At 35.4% G+C, this 16140-nt stretch carries 20 protein-coding genes; 6 read left to right on the top strand and 14 right to left on the bottom strand.

The window, feature by feature from the left end; translation table 11 throughout:
• Window positions 1-5: 5 nt before the first annotated feature.
• Complete coding sequence (locus FORMB_RS02680; RefSeq protein ID WP_069675982.1) at window positions 6-227, top strand: VF530 family DNA-binding protein; 222 nt, start codon at window positions 6-8, stop codon at window positions 225-227.
• 86 nt (window positions 228-313) lie between these two features.
• Here the strand turns inward: FORMB_RS02680 and FORMB_RS02675 are convergent, their stop codons facing one another.
• From FORMB_RS02675 to FORMB_RS02660, 4 genes are all read right to left on the bottom strand, one after another.
• The gene (locus FORMB_RS02675; protein WP_069675981.1) at window positions 314-1027 is read right to left on the bottom strand and encodes an SDR family NAD(P)-dependent oxidoreductase; all 714 of its coding nucleotides are present in this window, start codon (window positions 1025-1027) and stop codon (window positions 314-316) included.
• 15 nt (window positions 1028-1042) lie between these two features.
• A complete protein-coding gene (locus tag FORMB_RS02670) occupies window positions 1043-1483 on the bottom strand; it encodes a DUF1772 domain-containing protein (RefSeq protein WP_069675980.1) in 441 nt (146 codons plus the stop codon).
• An 83-nt stretch (window positions 1484-1566) separates the two neighbouring features.
• Window positions 1567-2187, bottom strand: coding sequence for a hypothetical protein (locus tag FORMB_RS02665; protein WP_069675979.1), 621 nt, complete (start codon window positions 2185-2187; stop codon window positions 1567-1569).
• Between the two features lie 233 nt (window positions 2188-2420).
• Window positions 2421-2921, bottom strand: coding sequence for a PEGA domain-containing protein (locus FORMB_RS02660; protein ID WP_083243894.1), 501 nt, complete (start codon window positions 2919-2921; stop codon window positions 2421-2423).
• Between the two features lie 295 nt (window positions 2922-3216).
• Between FORMB_RS02660 and FORMB_RS02655 the strand changes: the two genes are divergently transcribed.
• From FORMB_RS02655 to FORMB_RS02635, 5 genes are all read left to right on the top strand, one after another.
• Window positions 3217-3891, top strand: coding sequence for a TetR/AcrR family transcriptional regulator (locus tag FORMB_RS02655; protein WP_069677871.1), 675 nt, complete (start codon window positions 3217-3219; stop codon window positions 3889-3891).
• A complete protein-coding gene (locus FORMB_RS02650) occupies window positions 3888-4220 on the top strand; it encodes a hypothetical protein (protein ID WP_069675978.1) in 333 nt (110 codons plus the stop codon). Before FORMB_RS02655 ends, FORMB_RS02650 begins: the two co-directional genes overlap by 4 nt.
• Before the next feature lie 128 nt (window positions 4221-4348).
• A complete protein-coding gene (locus FORMB_RS02645; RefSeq protein ID WP_069675977.1) occupies window positions 4349-5944 on the top strand; it encodes a SulP family inorganic anion transporter in 1596 nt (531 codons plus the stop codon).
• A gap of 32 nt (window positions 5945-5976) precedes the next feature.
• Entirely contained in the window at window positions 5977-6606 is a 630-nt protein-coding gene (locus FORMB_RS02640; protein WP_069675976.1) for a carbonic anhydrase family protein, read from the top strand.
• Window positions 6607-6622: 16 nt separating this feature from the next.
• On the top strand, window positions 6623-7273 hold the full coding sequence (locus tag FORMB_RS02635) for a DUF2490 domain-containing protein (RefSeq protein ID WP_069675975.1): 651 nt from the start codon (window positions 6623-6625) through the stop codon (window positions 7271-7273).
• Here FORMB_RS02635 and FORMB_RS02630 read toward each other — a convergent pair.
• The 10 genes from FORMB_RS02630 to FORMB_RS02590 all read right to left on the bottom strand — a co-directional run bounded on the left by FORMB_RS02630 (window position 7254) and on the right by FORMB_RS02590 (window position 15904).
• Entirely contained in the window at window positions 7254-8903 is a 1650-nt protein-coding gene (locus FORMB_RS02630; RefSeq protein ID WP_069675974.1) for a hybrid sensor histidine kinase/response regulator, read from the bottom strand. The genes FORMB_RS02635 and FORMB_RS02630 overlap by 20 nt on opposite strands.
• Before the next feature lie 128 nt (window positions 8904-9031).
• Window positions 9032-9541, bottom strand: coding sequence for a GNAT family N-acetyltransferase (locus tag FORMB_RS02625; RefSeq protein WP_069675973.1), 510 nt, complete (start codon window positions 9539-9541; stop codon window positions 9032-9034).
• 126 nt (window positions 9542-9667) lie between these two features.
• Window positions 9668-10105: a hypothetical protein gene (locus FORMB_RS02620; RefSeq protein WP_069675972.1), complete on the bottom strand. Its 438-nt coding sequence runs from the start codon at window positions 10103-10105 to the stop codon at window positions 9668-9670.
• A gap of 62 nt (window positions 10106-10167) precedes the next feature.
• Complete coding sequence (locus FORMB_RS02615) at window positions 10168-10782, bottom strand: MarC family protein (protein WP_069675971.1); 615 nt, start codon at window positions 10780-10782, stop codon at window positions 10168-10170.
• 6 nt (window positions 10783-10788) lie between these two features.
• Complete coding sequence (locus tag FORMB_RS02610) at window positions 10789-11406, bottom strand: hypothetical protein (protein ID WP_069675970.1); 618 nt, start codon at window positions 11404-11406, stop codon at window positions 10789-10791.
• Between the two features lie 366 nt (window positions 11407-11772).
• The gene (locus FORMB_RS02605) at window positions 11773-12399 is read right to left on the bottom strand and encodes a trimeric intracellular cation channel family protein (RefSeq protein WP_083243968.1); all 627 of its coding nucleotides are present in this window, start codon (window positions 12397-12399) and stop codon (window positions 11773-11775) included.
• A gap of 223 nt (window positions 12400-12622) precedes the next feature.
• The gene (locus tag FORMB_RS02600; RefSeq protein WP_069675969.1) at window positions 12623-14083 is read right to left on the bottom strand and encodes a sigma 54-interacting transcriptional regulator; all 1461 of its coding nucleotides are present in this window, start codon (window positions 14081-14083) and stop codon (window positions 12623-12625) included.
• Window positions 14080-15228 carry a vWA domain-containing protein gene (locus tag FORMB_RS02595; RefSeq protein WP_069675968.1) on the bottom strand — a complete coding sequence of 383 codons (1149 nt, stop codon included), beginning with the start codon at window positions 15226-15228 and terminating at the stop codon, window positions 14080-14082. Before FORMB_RS02595 ends, FORMB_RS02600 begins: the two co-directional genes overlap by 4 nt.
• Before the next feature lie 162 nt (window positions 15229-15390).
• Window positions 15391-15597, bottom strand: coding sequence for a type II toxin-antitoxin system RelE/ParE family toxin (locus tag FORMB_RS13315; RefSeq protein WP_442856532.1), 207 nt, complete (start codon window positions 15595-15597; stop codon window positions 15391-15393).
• Between the two features lie 88 nt (window positions 15598-15685).
• On the bottom strand, window positions 15686-15904 hold the full coding sequence (locus FORMB_RS02590) for a tRNA pseudouridine synthase A (protein WP_069675967.1): 219 nt from the start codon (window positions 15902-15904) through the stop codon (window positions 15686-15688).
• Window positions 15905-16140 lie beyond the last annotated feature (236 nt).

Genomic DNA, 16140 nt, shown 5'->3' with positions numbered 1-16140 from the left:
TTTTTATGGAAACGCAACCTAACAATCCCTTACATGGGGTGAAATTGGAACAAATTCTCGTCGCACTCGAAGCCCATTATGGCTGGGAAGTGATGGGCGAGAAAATCAATATCCGTTGTTTTACAGATGGTCCCACACTAAAATCCAGTCTTAAGTTTCTCAGACGAACGCCTTGGGCACGCACCAAAGTGGAGAATCTTTATTTGAGGTGGTTGAAGACGCAGTAGGGGGTGCTATTAAATTTGCTAGCACAAGTATCTTGCTTGTGCTGTTATTCTGTTCAGGAGCGTGACGCTCGAGTTAGCATAGACTTTCACATCCGTTTATAAATTCCATTAGGAACGGTTTTAAGGAGTAACGAAATCAGTCGCCATCTTTTAGTCACGTATCCTACAGTCTTTTTCCTTTTTATGAGTCCATAAATCTGTTTGGCTGCTTTTTCCTTGGTGGCAACCCAAAATTGTCCTTCGCCTTTTGCCATGTCGGTATCTATAAGACCGGGTCTGATATCCGTCACATAAATTTGTTTTTTAGAGTTTTTAGCCTTTTGTCTGAGTCCTTCTAGGTAATTTATCTGATAAGCTTTAGACGCGTTGTAGGCGGGCGCCATTCGACTCCCCCTCAGTCCTCCAATAGAGCTGATGGCGACCAAATGTCCTTTGCCTTGTTTTTCAAAATAATTAAATGCCCAGTCCACAACTTCAGTGAAGGCAATCACATTTAGTTGATTTGTAGCATGCTCTATTTCATATTCTAGGTTTTCATTTAAATCGCCTGTGCCAGCACTCAAAACTAATAGGTCTAAACCATCAAGTTGCGCCACCAAATCCTCCAGTTTTTCAGAATTATTTTCTCTAGTGCAATCAAAAGCACTGATGCTGAAATTTTTTGGATTTAATTTTTTTAACTTCTGAAGTTCCGTTTTTCGTCTTCCCGTAATTCCAATCATATAGTCATTCTCAACAAGAATTTTTGCCAAGGCATTTCCAATTCCCGAAGTTGCTCCAACGATGATTGCTTTTTTCATTTGGCTTCTCTTTTTTTACATATAAACTGCCAATACGATAAACGCAAACAATATGGTTCCATTTAGAAGTGTTCTTACCAAATGCAGTCTTCCCCATTTTTTGATGTCGTTTGCTGTTTGTTCAGAAAGTGGGTCCACATTTTTGTCCATGAGTCGCCTGTTTAATGGCATCATAAAAATTATGGTATAAGGGCCGTTTAAATGCATGAGCAAGGACACCCCAAACCACCACAAGTTTCCTGTAAATATTGAATATGCCAATGCCAAGACTGTTACAATGATTGATGACACCAAAACCCAAATATGCGTTTTGTCAAAAAAGGGTTTAAAAATTTCAATGGCGGTTGCTTTTTTTGCCATTACCAAAATTGGATGGACAATGACTGTGGCTGTTAATGCTATTCCAAATTGTGCACCCATGATAAATAGGATCATTACTACTAATACGTCATTCATGGTTTAAGGTTTTAGATTTTTTTTAAATTTTAGTGTTTATAAAATTGGGAGAGTTTGTCTGATTTGGTTAATTTAACCCAATGTCATTCAATTTTCAATTTCAATGCATCGAATGAATCAGATTTAATTCCAATCAATCCATGTTTTGTCTCCCCTTTTTTAATGATCACTCCATTGATGTTATGATCCATCAGGTCAGAGTTGAATTTTTGATTAGCAGACCCAGCAGCAATCATATTTCCTCCAGCCAATCCAGGTCCTAAAACCAATCCGATTGGAGTTGAACTCGTATTTTCCGTAAATCCATTTGAGTTTGTTTTTGTTGTATGAAAATTTACAGGTGTTAAAAGTAAGTACCATAAATACGATGCAGGACTTTGTTTTAGCGTACTAAATACTTTTTCATTTTCTAAGATATAAACTTCTGCTCCACCTTTGTAAGCTAATGTAATGTCTCTGCCAAACATTAAATCTCTGTTAGAGTTGTTGGTTATTTTTATAGCAACAAGTTTGACTCCTTTAGTATATTCTTTTTTGGCATATTTTTTATCAAGTAAGTCGTATTTATATTCAAGCTTCACACCATCAGTTTCATAAGTTGAAATGTAATTTATTGATGTTGGTTTAATCATTTTGTAACCAGAGGCACAATTTGTCAATGTGGAGATTACAATACATAAAAGGGTGATTTTAATGAGTTTCATTTGTTTGATTTAGTTGTTGATGTTTTTTTTAATCACTTAGTGTAAAAAGCCCATCCAAACACCTTCGAAAAATAGTGCATCAGAAATAGGCGTCTATACAAGCGTCTTACGTTACAGTAAAAAATATGTTACTCTAGGTTCATTGGTTATGAAGAATCAGATTGGAGGTCTAAGTACTTTTTTCAACTACAAACAAGCCATATTCAGTAAACGTAATTAATAATTTTTTAGATTTATTCTATTCGTTTTAATTGCCCTATTTTTTCCCAGTTTGGATCTGTTTTCATTGTAACGGCAACATAAACTCGATTGTCATTAGCATCAATCATTGCAGATGAATTGTTGTTCATTTGTGCAATAACTTGGTCTGGTGTCAATTTATACATACTTCCATTTGATGCATCAACAATAATCCCAATAATCCCACCAAATAATATATTTCCTAAGAACCACTCGTCCATTTCGCGTTTAATTTTCATTTCATATGGGTAGTATTTATCTAATGAAATTTGAATGTCATAACTTTTTTTATTGGATTTATCTCCTTTTGCTTTTCCTTTTCGCCTTAATGAAATTGATTGAGGTGTTTTGCCATAGTCTTTTCCGTCAATTTTGATCGTTGCCCCACTTGGTTGACTACTAAAATCTACTAATTGAGTTGGGCCGTGAATAATTGAAGCGCAACTTGATAAAATTAATGTTAAAACTCCGAGCGTAATAATTTTGATTTTCATAATATTTAATTTATTGTTTAGATTACTAGTTAAGTAACTTTCCAAACACCTTCTAAACAGAAGGATGTGTCAAAAATAGGCGCCTATACAAGCGTCTTACGTTACAGTAAAAAATATGTTACTCTAGGTTCATTGGTTATGAAGAATCAGATTTGAGGTCTAAGTCCATCACAAACGTACAAAAAAAAATGACTTTCAACCAATATGGCATTGTTTTTTAACACTTCGGGGTGTGAAATAAATGTTAAACTATTTAACATTAATAGTATTACTATTATATTTGCTGAGTATTACAATGGAAAAACTACAATTACATATCACCATTAGCCCAGATCTTTATACAAAGAATCCAGAATCGTCGGTTTTAGGACAGAAAATTGTCTCTAAAAGTATTGAGATGATTGATGCTTTGGGCTTTGAAGATTTCACTTTTAAGAAGTTGGGTCTTGAAATTGGTTCCAACGAAAGTTCGGTGTACCGTTATTTTGATAGTAAACATGCACTCTTGGTCTATTTAATCAATTGGTATTGGAGTTGGATTGAGTATAAATTGGTGTTTTCCACCTTAAATGTACCCTCTGCTCACGACCGCCTTACCCAAGCAGTTTTGATACTTACAGCCGAAGTGACAGAAGACAATGCGTTTTCATACATCAATGAAGTGTTATTAAACAAAATCATCATTTCAGAATCTTCGAAAGCCTACCACACCAAGGCGATCGACAGTGAAAATAAAAAAGGCTATTACAAAACCTACAAACGCGTGGTGCAACGGGTCAGCGATCTTGTAACAGAAATCAATCCGAGTTATGAGTTTCCACATATGTTAATTTCAACCGTGATTGAAGGGGCCCACCATCAGCGGTATTTTTCAAAACACTTGCCCTCTTTAACCGATTTTGAAGAAGGAAAAAATAATATTGTACGGTTTTATACCGATTTAGTTTTTAATACCCTTTCCGAAAAATGAAGCAGTTTTCATACATCATAGCCCTCGGGTTTAGAGTCCTCATTTTTGCATTGGTATTTGGATCCATCATTTTACAACCTGTGGTTGAATCGCTGGCGGTATCTGAACCACAAGCATTTTCTTGGCTCGATTTAGAAACTGAAAACGATTCGAGTGAAAAAGAAACGCAAGAAATAGAAGACTCTAAAGAGAAAAAAGTGGAACTTCGATTTGTAATTGAAGAAACGACTTCCAGGGTCTTTGTCAAAAAAGAATCTATTTACGGTAAACAGTATCTAAAATCCGAGGTAACCATTGACACTCACGACCCACCTCCAGAAGACGTATAATCCTTCCGTCATTAAAAGCGTATTCCATTAGAAAGGTTAGCGACTTTTAAGTCATTTCAATTACAAAAAATTAAACAAATCAAATGTGAGCACTGCACAGCTGTAGCGCTTCAACACCATATATTATAATGAACAGTTCAAACCCATTTAAAAATTTAAAATCAGACCTACCTTCTAGTATTGTCGTATTCTTTGTGGCGCTACCCTTGTGTTTAGGGATCGCCCTTGCTAGTGGCGCACCGCTTTTTTCGGGACTTATTGCGGGGATTGTTGGCGGCGTTGTCGTAGGAGGTATCAGTAAATCCACAGTAGGGGTGAGTGGACCCGCAGCAGGCTTGGCTGCGATTGTCCTAACCGCAATTGGAACTCTCGGGAGTTTCGAGAACTTTTTATTAGCCGTCGTATTAGGAGGCGCCATTCAATTTCTATTTGGCATCTTAAAAGCTGGTGTGATTGGGTATTATTTCCCGTCTTCCGTAATTAAAGGGATGCTTACCGGAATTGGGATCATCATCATCCTCAAGCAAATTCCGCATTTTTTTGGCTATAATTCCAATCCAGAAGGGAGTTTTGCCTTTTTTCAAGTGGATGGAGAAAACACGTTTTCTGCCATATTAAATACGATTAACTTTATCAGTCCAGGAGCGACAATTATTGCACTTTTGGCATTGACTATTTTGTTGTTATGGAGTGAGGTCTTAGACGACAAAGGAAAATTCTTTAAATTGGTGCAAGGGCCTTTGGTAGCTGTTGCTACGGGGATCATTTATTTTATAAGCACCAAAGGCAGTACACAGTGGGGGATTTCATCGGACTTACTTGTGAGTGTACCTGTTCCAGAAGATGCCACTTCTTTTTTCGCACAGTTTAGTTTTCCAAATTTTGGAGCCATTAGCAATCCCCAAGTATGGATTGTGGCGTTTACCATCGCCTTGGTAGCAAGTTTAGAAACTTTGTTATGTGTAGAGGCTACTGATAAAATTGATCCTTTAAAACGTGTGACACCCACCAATAGAGAATTACTAGCGCAAGGTATTGGAAATATATTTTCGGGATTGATAGGAGGGTTGCCAGTGACGCAAGTGATTGTTCGCAGTTCAGCCAATATTCAATCGGGAGGAAAAACAAAAATGTCAGCCATTATTCATGGATTCTTATTGTTGATCTCAGTAATTTTGATTCCTAATTTATTAAACAAAATACCGCTTTCCGTTTTGGCGGCGATACTTTTTATTGTAGGTTATAAATTAGCGAAACCTACTTTGTTTATAGAGATCTACCGATCAGGATGGAAACAATTTACGCCCTTTATTGTAACGGTTTTAGGAATTATTTTCACCGATCTTTTGATTGGAATTTCATTGGGACTTGCCGTTGGAATTGTTGTCATTCTGATAAAGAGTTTTCAAAATTCACATTTCTTACACATTGAAGATAAGAGTAACGGAGTCCAGAAAATTAAAATGACCTTAGCGGAAGAAGTGACCTTTTTTAACAAAGGAGCCATTCTAAAAGAATTGGATAACTTAGCACGCAAAAGTTATTTGGAATTAGATGTCACCAAAACGCGCTATCTTGATAATGATATCATTGAGATTTTAGAAGATTTTTCTGAGAAAGCACGTCAAAGAAACATTGATATCAAATTAATATCTGTCAGAGGTGTTGTGGAAAACCCTGAGAGTTTTATAAAGTTTTTCCAATTACGACCACAAACAATTTAATAAACAACACAACTAAATTAATATTTAAAATTATGAAAGCACACACTAAAGAAAGTCAGTCAGCAATGACACCAGAAACGTCCTTACAATCCTTAAAAGATGGAAACAATCGCTTTTTAACTGCAACCCAAGTTGCAAGAAATTTAAACGCACAAGTAGATGCGACGAGCAGTGGACAGTATCCTTTTGCAACCGTTTTGCATTGTATTGATTCACGCGTATCAGCCGAACATATTTTTGACCAAGGGATTGGCGATTTATTCAGTATTCGTATTGCGGGAAATTTTGTCAATGAAGATATTTTAGGAAGCATGGAATTTGCATGTAAACTTGCAGGAACCAAAGTATTGGTGGTCTTAGGACACACCGCTTGTGGGGCTGTGAAAGGCGCTTGCGACCATGCACGAATGGGGAATCTAACGGCGTTGATCAACAAAATTGAACCTGCAGTTGAGGCTGTGCCGCTTCCTGCGGATGAAGCTTCAAGAACTTCTGGGAATATTGATTTTGTAAACACCGTAGCGGCTAAAAATGTTGAAATGACATTGAGTAATATTCGTAGCAACAGTGCCATTCTTAACGAAATGGAAGCCAAAGGCGAGTTGATCATTGTTGGTGGGATGTATGACATTGCCAACGGGAAAGTGACGTTTTATGCTTAAAAAATCAAACTTCTTTATGGCAGCATTAACAGGTATGTTACTGCTGCCTTATATTGCAACCGCTCAAAGCAGTGATTTTGGAAATTGGCTGATTTATATAGGCAGTAAAAAAGTAAACAGCAAATGGAACATTCACAACGAGGTTCAGTACCGTAATTATGATGCCATTGGCGATTTAGAACAATTGTTACTCCGTACGGGAGTGGGTTATAATTTGTCTGAAAACAATCACAATGTATTGTTAGGCTATGGTTATATACTATCTCAAAATTATGTGGCAGATGCCCAAGAAAAATCAGACGTTAACGAGCATCGTATTTTTCAGCAATTTACATCGAAACAAAAAATAGGAAGTATGTCTTTGAGTCACCGCTACCGATTTGAACAGCGTTTTGTGGAAGCCGATTTTAAACTGCGTTTGCGCTATTTTTTAGCATTTAAAGTGCCAATAATTAAAACTGACACATTGCCGTCAAAGCTTTATATATCGGCGTATAACGAAGTGTTTTTAAATACCGAGAGTTCGGTGTTTGATCGCAACCGTGTCTATGCCGGATTGGGCTATCAGCTTCACAAAAATGTCCGTATAGAAGCGGGGTATATGAATCAGCTTTTTGAAAACTCCAGTCGTGATCAATTCAATCTGATTACGTTTGTGAATTTTTAAAGACTATATTTTCGTTAATTCTTTTTTGTTCTTTTTGTTTGTTGATGACTTCTCTGAGAGCTTCTTGACCTATGGGTTTTGAAAGAAAATCGTTGAAGCCTGCGGCAAATACGCGTTCTTTATCTTCGGCTGATGAGAAGGCTGTTTGCGCAACGATTGGTAATTCTGGACGAAATTCTTTTATCAATTTTATAGCTTCAAACCCATCCATGACAGGCATTTTTAAGTCCATTAATACGAAGTCAATTTCAGGGTTTTTTCGACAAATAGCAACGGCTTCTTCTCCGTTTTTTGCATGAACAATACTGCAATTTAAATCCACTTCATTTTTTAATAAAATTTCAAGGAATAAAAAATTTATTTCTTCATCTTCAGCAATTAAAATGTTGCATTTGTGCGCTTCTTCTTCTTCTTCTTCTTCTTCTTTTAAATTAGAAGTTGAGCTATTGTTGTCTAAGTAGCTAAGTGCTGGGTTGTATGGAAGTGTCACAAAAAAAGTACTTCCTTTGTCTTTTTTCGATTTAAGTGTGATTTCCCCACCCAGTAAATTAGTGTTTTCTCTAGCGATCCACAGCCCTAAACCGAGCCCTCCAATATTCTTTGAGGATTCTTTTTCTTCTTTTGAAAACCGCCCAAAAATGGATTTTTGACGATCGCTTTTAATGCCAATTCCTGTGTCTTTTACATAAATCTCTAAATTAGAACCTATTTTTTTGTAGCCAAATTCTATAAATCCATTTCTTGTAAATTTCAGCGCATTTTCCAGTAAATTGCCTAGGACGTTATTTAATTTAGTTTCGTCAATTAAAACGGTACTTTCTTTATCGGAAAGCCCTTTCCTTAAATATAAAGGGATTTTGTTTTCTTTGGCTTTCACATCAAAAACGGTAAACAATTCAAAGAAAAAATCATTTAAACAAACTTCTTTTTCAATGACTTTCACTTGTTTGGTTCCTAGTTTTGAGAATTCTAAAAGATCATCCATGGTACGCATCAATTGTTTTCCACTGTTTTGAATGATACTCACATAATGTTTTCTTTTAATATCCGTTAAATTTGGGTCGCTAAGAAATTTTGTAAACCCTAAAACCCCATTCATGGGAGTGCGGATTTCATGGGATAGATTGCTTATAAAATCATTGCTAAGTTTTTTGCTCTCTTCTGCTTTTTCTTTATCCGATACTCGTTTTAATTCAATTTGTTTGCGCTTTGTAATGTCTTCAAAAATCACAGCAATTAAGTTGATGCCTACCTTCCAAGCAAATATTTCAAAATAGTGTCCGTTATTTGTTTCATTATTTTGGTAAGTAACGGGCATTCCTGTCTTCATGACCTTATTGTAGGTTTCCAACCAGTAATTCTCTAAAGGCTCAAAGCATTGCGTTGATCGTTTGTCTATGAGTTGTTCCCTTGACTTTCCAATGAACATTTCGAATGCCGGATTTGTTTGTCGATAATAGTAGTCTATGCCTTTTCCATTTTCGTCATAAATTAACTCAATAATTTTAAACATTTTTGGAGTTGAATTCAGTAAGTCAGTGTACTGCTTTTTTCTCTCTTTCAAATGCTCAATAGTTGTTTTTTGAGCTAAGATTTGATTTTCTAATTCTTGATATGTAGGCTTGTTCATAAACTTAAATTGGGTTATAGTTCTATTTTCCTAAAAATAAATTTAATAAATGTTTAAGTAAAAAACAAATTAATTCAACAAAATAAATTTATAATTCCTTTATTATCATTTATTTGGGTAGTTTTGTGCTATAATTTTATTTCAAAATAGCACACGTCTGCTTTGTGGTAATGCGAAGGTAAATCAGAAGTATTTTTGAGTTTTTTCATTCCCAAAAACTCAAACCCAGAGTTCGTGTAATGGCTAATGAGTTTTTGATTATTTCCACAGGTGTCCATCCGAATGAACTGCTTGTTATGTTTTAGAGCATAATTTTTAGCCCAGTCCACAATTGTTTGCACAAAGTTATTGCCTCTAAACTCTGGGTTTGTGGCAATGCGGTGAATGTAGATTGAAGCATGGTTTTCACGTGCTTCCCAGATCTGAATGTCGCTAAATGTGAGTGCCCATATACAGGCTATTTTACTGTCAATTATTAATTTGAATTGTCTGTTTTCTAGGACTTCAGTTTTAATGAGTTTTTGATCAAATTCAGGCCATTGGTTTTCGGGGAATTTTAGGTTCTGAAAATCGGTTGCCAATTTATACAATCTGAAAATCTCAGAAATATCCTCTAAATTACTGTGGGTGATGGTCATGGTATGATTTATATAATTGCTTGACTTTTTGTTTAAGCAATTAAAGTATAAAACTAACACAATTTATTTAAAGTACAGCGGACAGAAGTATTGGAGATTGTAATCTGTTTGTTCAAAGACTCTTTGTCACATGAACCAAGCATAAATCAATTCAAAAGCGAAGGCTTCAATTATAAAAATAGGAAAATAGCTCAACCGAATAAAATCATGTACAGAATCATATTTACCTCTGTAATGCGATTCTGAAGGCGATTCCCCAAAAATAAGGTGTAATGTGTACATACAAATGTATTCGCCTGCATGGAAACAAAGCCCATAGATAAACCCTCTCAGTCCCCAATCAAGCGGATATACATAAGGAACGGCTACAAGGATCCAAAAGCTACTCAGTACAACGCCATACACGAGGATGTATAAAATACTCCAGTACCCGAAAAATCGTACATCCACTTTTTTCCGCCCCTCTTTGATGTATTGCACGATACTGTCATAAATGGATGTGAAAACCACTTCAAAAAAACATCCAAAAGCGGAAAAAAGAAGTCCTAGTTTAAGGTAGTCCATGAAATTTTGATGTTAGATATTGTTATACAATCGCACTTTTGTTGGTCGTCAAGTTTTGTTTTTTATAATTTGAATGTGAGCTTAATTCCTTCGGTAACCATCACTGTTCCCATGATCGCAAGAATTAAACCCATTAACTTTCCAATTACAGAAATTAAATTTACACCTACTTTTTTAACGATTAAATCACTTAAACTAAATGCTAAATAAGTTAGAAATATCATGAAGGCAAAAATTGTAATCACAATTCCAATATGAATGAACTCCGCATTAGGAACAAAGTTCATAGCTGTGACAATTGTGCCTGGGCCTGCAAGAATTGGGATGGCTAGCGGCGATATCGCAAGACTGCTTTTTTCTTCTTGACTGCTGTTGGTATGGATTTCAGATTTCTTAGACATGAGCATTTCAAATCCAACATAAAATATCAGTATTCCACCTGTTATTTTAAAGGCGGGAATTGTAATTCCGAACAACTCAAATATATATTTTCCAGCAATTACAAACACAACAACAATCACAAACGCTGTAATGGAAGCCGTCTTAGCAATCTGTTTTTTTTGTTCTTTAGACTCGCCTTCCACAAGACCTAAGAAAACGGGGGTGTTTGCTATTGGATTCATAATCGCAAAAAATCCCATAAATACTGTTAATCCATAAGTGACTAAATTTTCCATATTTATTTATTTTTTAGCTTTTTTTGACATCGTCAATAAAGCATATTTTGATAATTTACTATTATCGACAACGAGTTTAGATAAAATTCCACTATTGTACATTTGTGCTTGCGTCTTTTTTGCACGTATTCCTTTCACGATGTAGGTCTTTCCACCCAAAGCTTTCAAAGTTAATTTTTCCTTTTTTCTAGAATTCCCTGAGCAATACAATTCATACGTTTTATTTGCCTCAACTCTATATAAGTAATAGCTGTGTTTAGTAATCCTTACTACTTTCTTTTTATTTTGCATGACAGTGTAAGGGCGGTCATTCGCAGCATAAAAATAGATGTATGAGTATTTTTTATTAGGTTTTTCAACTTTTATGTTTAAAGGGTTTTTAACAATATCCGTTTTACTAAACTTAACATCCTTAAAATTACTGAGGTCTTCTGTTTTAATAAAAATGTTACCTTCTTGTTGAAACTTTATTTTTCCATTTTTTATTTCTCGAATGTTACAGGAGATTTTTTTGTTGTTTTTATCTAATAAATAATCTGAATATACTTGACGATCATTTGAGTAACCTTGTGAAAAACATAGGCTCGATATGAGCATTAAAAATGAGGGGATGAGTGTTTTCATTGGGGGTGTAGGTATTTTGTTGAGGTTATGTAAAGTTTGTTTCTAAATTTTTAAAGTAGGTAAAAGTTAGAAGTTATTTTATGTCATTATTTCGTGTTTTTTAAATCATTTTTTTTCATATTTAAGTATCTTAAATTGGATACAGCCACTGCGTATAAACCACTTTCCCCCAAGTGTTACATCTGTGTGTACTAATAATTCACAATAAAATAATCGCTTAACTTCGGTTAAGTTGCTTATGAAGATTTAAACTTGGGGTCGAAATCGGTTATAAATGTATAAAAAAATCACGTATATCCAATGATATACGTGATTTTAACAGTTTTTGTACTTTAATTTAGCTTTTATTAAATCGTCCAATTTTATTCACCTTATAGAAGTTAAAACAGGCAATTTGAGATGAAATTTTACAGCAATAATTCTGAAAACAATGACCGTTAATACCCCGATTACTTCAGGTAAAAAACCTTGTAGTTCTAATTTGAGACAAATGAAATATATAATTCCTCCCAAAATACATGTGAGCGCATAAATATCTTTACGAAAAATCAAGGGAACCTCATTAATTAGAACATCTCTCATGACACCCCCTAGACAACCTGTTATTGTGCCCATTAATATGCAGACCCAAATAGAGAGACCAGCGTCATAGCTTTTGCTTATGCCAACTATTGTAAATAATCCAAGACCAATAGCATCGAAAATAAATAGGGTGTTTCCCCATTTAAATAGTTTTTCTTTAAGTAAAATTATGGCTAATAGGGCCATCCCTGTAATAATAATATATCTAGAGTCAAGCATCCAAAACGGAGTTGCGTCCAGTAATAAATCTCTTATTGTACCCCCTCCAATTGCGGTTACCAATCCAATTAGATAGGCGCCCAACAGGTCAATGTTTTTGCCAGAAGCAAGCTTAATGCCACTTATTGCAAATGCAAAAGTACCAAGAAAGTCAATGATAACTGTAAAGTTTGTGATTAACTCATTCATCATAGTTGTCATTTTTTTATTTTACAACTCCAAAAGTGGTAATAATTCACAATAAAATAATCGTTTAACTTCGGTTAAGTTTCTTGTGAAGATTTAAACTTGGGGTCGAAATCGGTTATAAATGTATAAAAAAATCACGTAGATACAAAGATATACGTGATTTTAACAGTTTTAGAGTTATGACTGTGATGCATAATCACAAGCCTAAAAAACATTAAATTATGCCCTAATTATTTCTATTGAAATATTGATTGATCCCAGCAGAATCAAATTTAAAAGCGGTATTATTTTCCGATTTATCCAATTTATTGTGGACGGTCAATCCCCATAAAACCAGTTCCATACAAAAAGTTTGATCCTCTTTACTTAATTTAGAAGCATGTTCCTCCACAATAGCGACTAAGGGTTTTATAGATTGAAGGCTGGTAAAGAATTCGTCATCCGTGTCCGTATAGTTCAGTTCAATAAAATTGTTATCGAACCAATCAATCAAATCCGTGTAAGGAGTTTTAACACCTTCTTTTTCTAGTTTCGAAATGCGGGGAAATAGCTGACCAAATTGTATCATGACAGCATTGTCAATAAGTATTTTGGCAACTTCATCGGCACCTTCTTGCTCACCTTCGTACACCAGTTCAATTTTCCCAGTAATAGACGGAATGATGGACATGAAATCAACCAAACGAATGGTTGTTTTCGCGACCTCTTTTTCAATCAATCTCAATTTAGCTGCCGCCATTAGGTTTTCCATCGCACTGATCGTTAGCCGTGCACTCACACCACTTTTGGCATCGACGTATTCGCTTTTACGAGCTGTAAAGGCCACTTGTTCCAGAAGGTCTTTTGCCAATTCAGGAACCATTATACTTGCTTTATCTTCTTTAGAGACGTTTGCTTCTTGTGCTGTAATTTCTCGAGCCAGTGCAATTGATTTTGGATAGTGTGTGAAAATCTGAGACCCAATTCGATCTTTTAGTGGCGTTACAATACTGCCTCTGTTGGTGTAGTCTTCCGGATTTGCGGTAAATACAAATTGAATATCCAAGGGCATCCTTAGTTGAAATCCACGTATTTGAATGTCACCTTCTTGCAAAATATTAAACAAAGATACTTGAATGCGCGCCTGTAAATCCGGCAGTTCGTTTAGTACAAATATAGATCGATTCGCTCTCGGAATCATTCCATAATGCAAGACACGTTCATCGGAATAAGGCAACTTTAAAGTCGCGGCTTTAATAGGGTCAATATCCCCAATTAAATCCGACACATTCACGTCGGGAGTGGCTAATTTTTCAAAGAACCGATTCGAACGATGTACCCATGAAATTGGTGTTTCATCACCCATTTCTGAGATCAAATCTCTTGCATATTTCGAAATCGGTTGAAAGGGACTGTCGTTGATTTCAGAGCCTTTCACAATTGGCATGTATTCATCGAGCAAGTCCACCATACTTCTAGCTATTTTGGTTTTCGCTTGCCCGCGTAATCCTAATAAATTAATATGATGCCCAGCAATAATCGCCTTTTTTAATTGAGGCACAACCGTGTCTTCATACCCATAAAGCCCTTCAAAAACAGGCTGCTTCGCTTTGATGCGCGCAATTAAATTCGCCTGAATTTCTTGGTTAATGGTTTGGTTTTTATAATCAGAATTTTTCAATTCTTTAAACGTTATTTCTTTGCTCATATTCTTTTAATTCTATTTTTTTCGTAATCTTCAAATATCATTTCTCCCAAACCATCCAGTCCCGTTAAAAAGGCCTTTCCTTGATTTTGCGCCGTAAATACCTCCACAAATTCACGGAGATAGTGGTCTTGGGCAATCATAAAGGTGGTGATTGGAATTTTTAATTTCCGTGCTTGTGCTGCTTTGTTAAGGCATTTAGAAACGATCATATCGTCCAAGCCGTTACTGTTTTTATAAAACTCACCCGATGGCAGCTGAATACAACTCGGTTTCCCATCCGTGATCATAAAAATCTGTTTGTTTGTATTTCGTTTTCGACGGAGAATGTCCATGGCCAATTCCAGTCCAGCCACGGTATTGGTGTGGTAAGGGCCTACTTTTAAATAGGGGAGGTCCTTTACTTTAATGGGCCAGGCTTCATTTCCAAACACAATAATATCGATGGAATCTTTTGGGTATTTTCGATGGATCAACTCCACCAATGCCATGGCGACTTTTTTGGCGGGTGTGATGCGGTCTTCGCCGTACAATATCATAGAGTGACTGATGTCAATCATCAATACGGTACTCATCTGTGCTTTGTGCTTTGTCTCTTCTACAATTAAATCGTTTTCTGTTAAGCGAAGGTCTGAGATACCATTATTGATTTGTGCATTTTTCAAACTCTCGGTCATGTTGACCCGAGATAAATCGTCACCAAACTGAAACGATCGGTTATCGCCATCACGTTCATCACCAACACCTGTTTTTTTGGTGTTGTGATTTCCGAGTCCACTCTTTTTTAGTTTTCCAAAAATCTGGTTCAGGGCATAGTCGCGCAAAGCAGATTCTAGCTTGGCAGTGAGTATATTTTTTCCTTTTCCAGTTCCGTTTCCTGATTTGACCGCATCGGGATCAATGTCTTCTTTGATATAACCTCGCTTCTTAAGGTCGTCTTCGAAATTTTCGAGGGTATAGTTCTCGTTAAAAATATTGTATTCGTTGTCCAGTGTGTTTAGCCATTCAAACGCTTCCTCAATATCGCCTGAGGTATGTGTGAGGAGTTCTTTAAACACCCCAAACACCCGATCAAAATCCGATACGTCCTTTGGGATGTGCTTACTGAACGTAAACCCTTTTCCATAATTAAAATCTATTCCTGTCATTCTTACAAATATCGGGATATAGAATTCTTAAATGCGTTAAGGAGGTATTAATGTTTAAATATTCTAACAACTAACATTTAGGTTTCGTTAGGGTTTTAAGGTTTGGTATATTTATTTTTACTGTACACCACGCTAAAGCGTATGGCGCTAGTGGGGAGATTTTTAGTCCGTAGGTTTTTCTTGAAACCTCGTCAGACCAAATATTTCAATTTGATTTTTATTAATTCGAAAGACTATCGTATATCCTTTATGAATTAAATCTCGAACAGAATCGTTTTCAAAGTAGATTGATTTTTTAAATAAGTATGGGTTATCAGGAATCGTTTTTATCCGTTGAATAAATTCAGTCTTTAATTTTTTTTTGCGGATTTAGGGCTGTTTTCAGAAATATATTTTAGTTGTTTTTCTAGCCTCACAACAAAGGTTTCTTTATAAATGATTTTCATAAAAAAGTCACTTACACTATTTCATTTAATCGTTTTTCAAAATCTTCTTGAGAGATAAAAGTAGCTTTGCCATTCTTAATTTCATTCAATTCATTGTTTAAGTATTCTTTAGTCCAAGTGAAATCAGAACTTTCACTAACAATCTCTATTTCTTCTTTATTGAATTTACTTAGTAACCAAATAAACTTATCGTAAACTTTATCGCTAATTTTTAATTGAATAGTGTACATAATATTTTATTTTACACAAAAGTACAAAAAGCGTTGTTAAACTTATATTTTTTATAAAAAAAGAGTTTTTCAGTATGTTCTTGCTCAATGTCAAAATCATTTTGAAGCCCAACCAAAATTGAGCTGAGTTCCCAAAATATTTACTTCTGGCTGGCGTCACGCTTTTGGCGTGATGCCGTTAACAAATTCAAATAATTCAGTAACTCATTTATTTCTCTTTCGCATACTCGGCACCA

Origin of the sequence: Formosa sp. Hel1_33_131 (assembly GCF_001735745.1) — a bacterium.
In the GTDB taxonomy this organism is placed as follows: Bacteria; Bacteroidota; Bacteroidia; order Flavobacteriales; family Flavobacteriaceae; genus Hel1-33-131.
The sequence above is the reverse complement of the archived record's forward strand: the minus strand, read 5'-3'. Positions and strand labels throughout refer to the sequence as shown.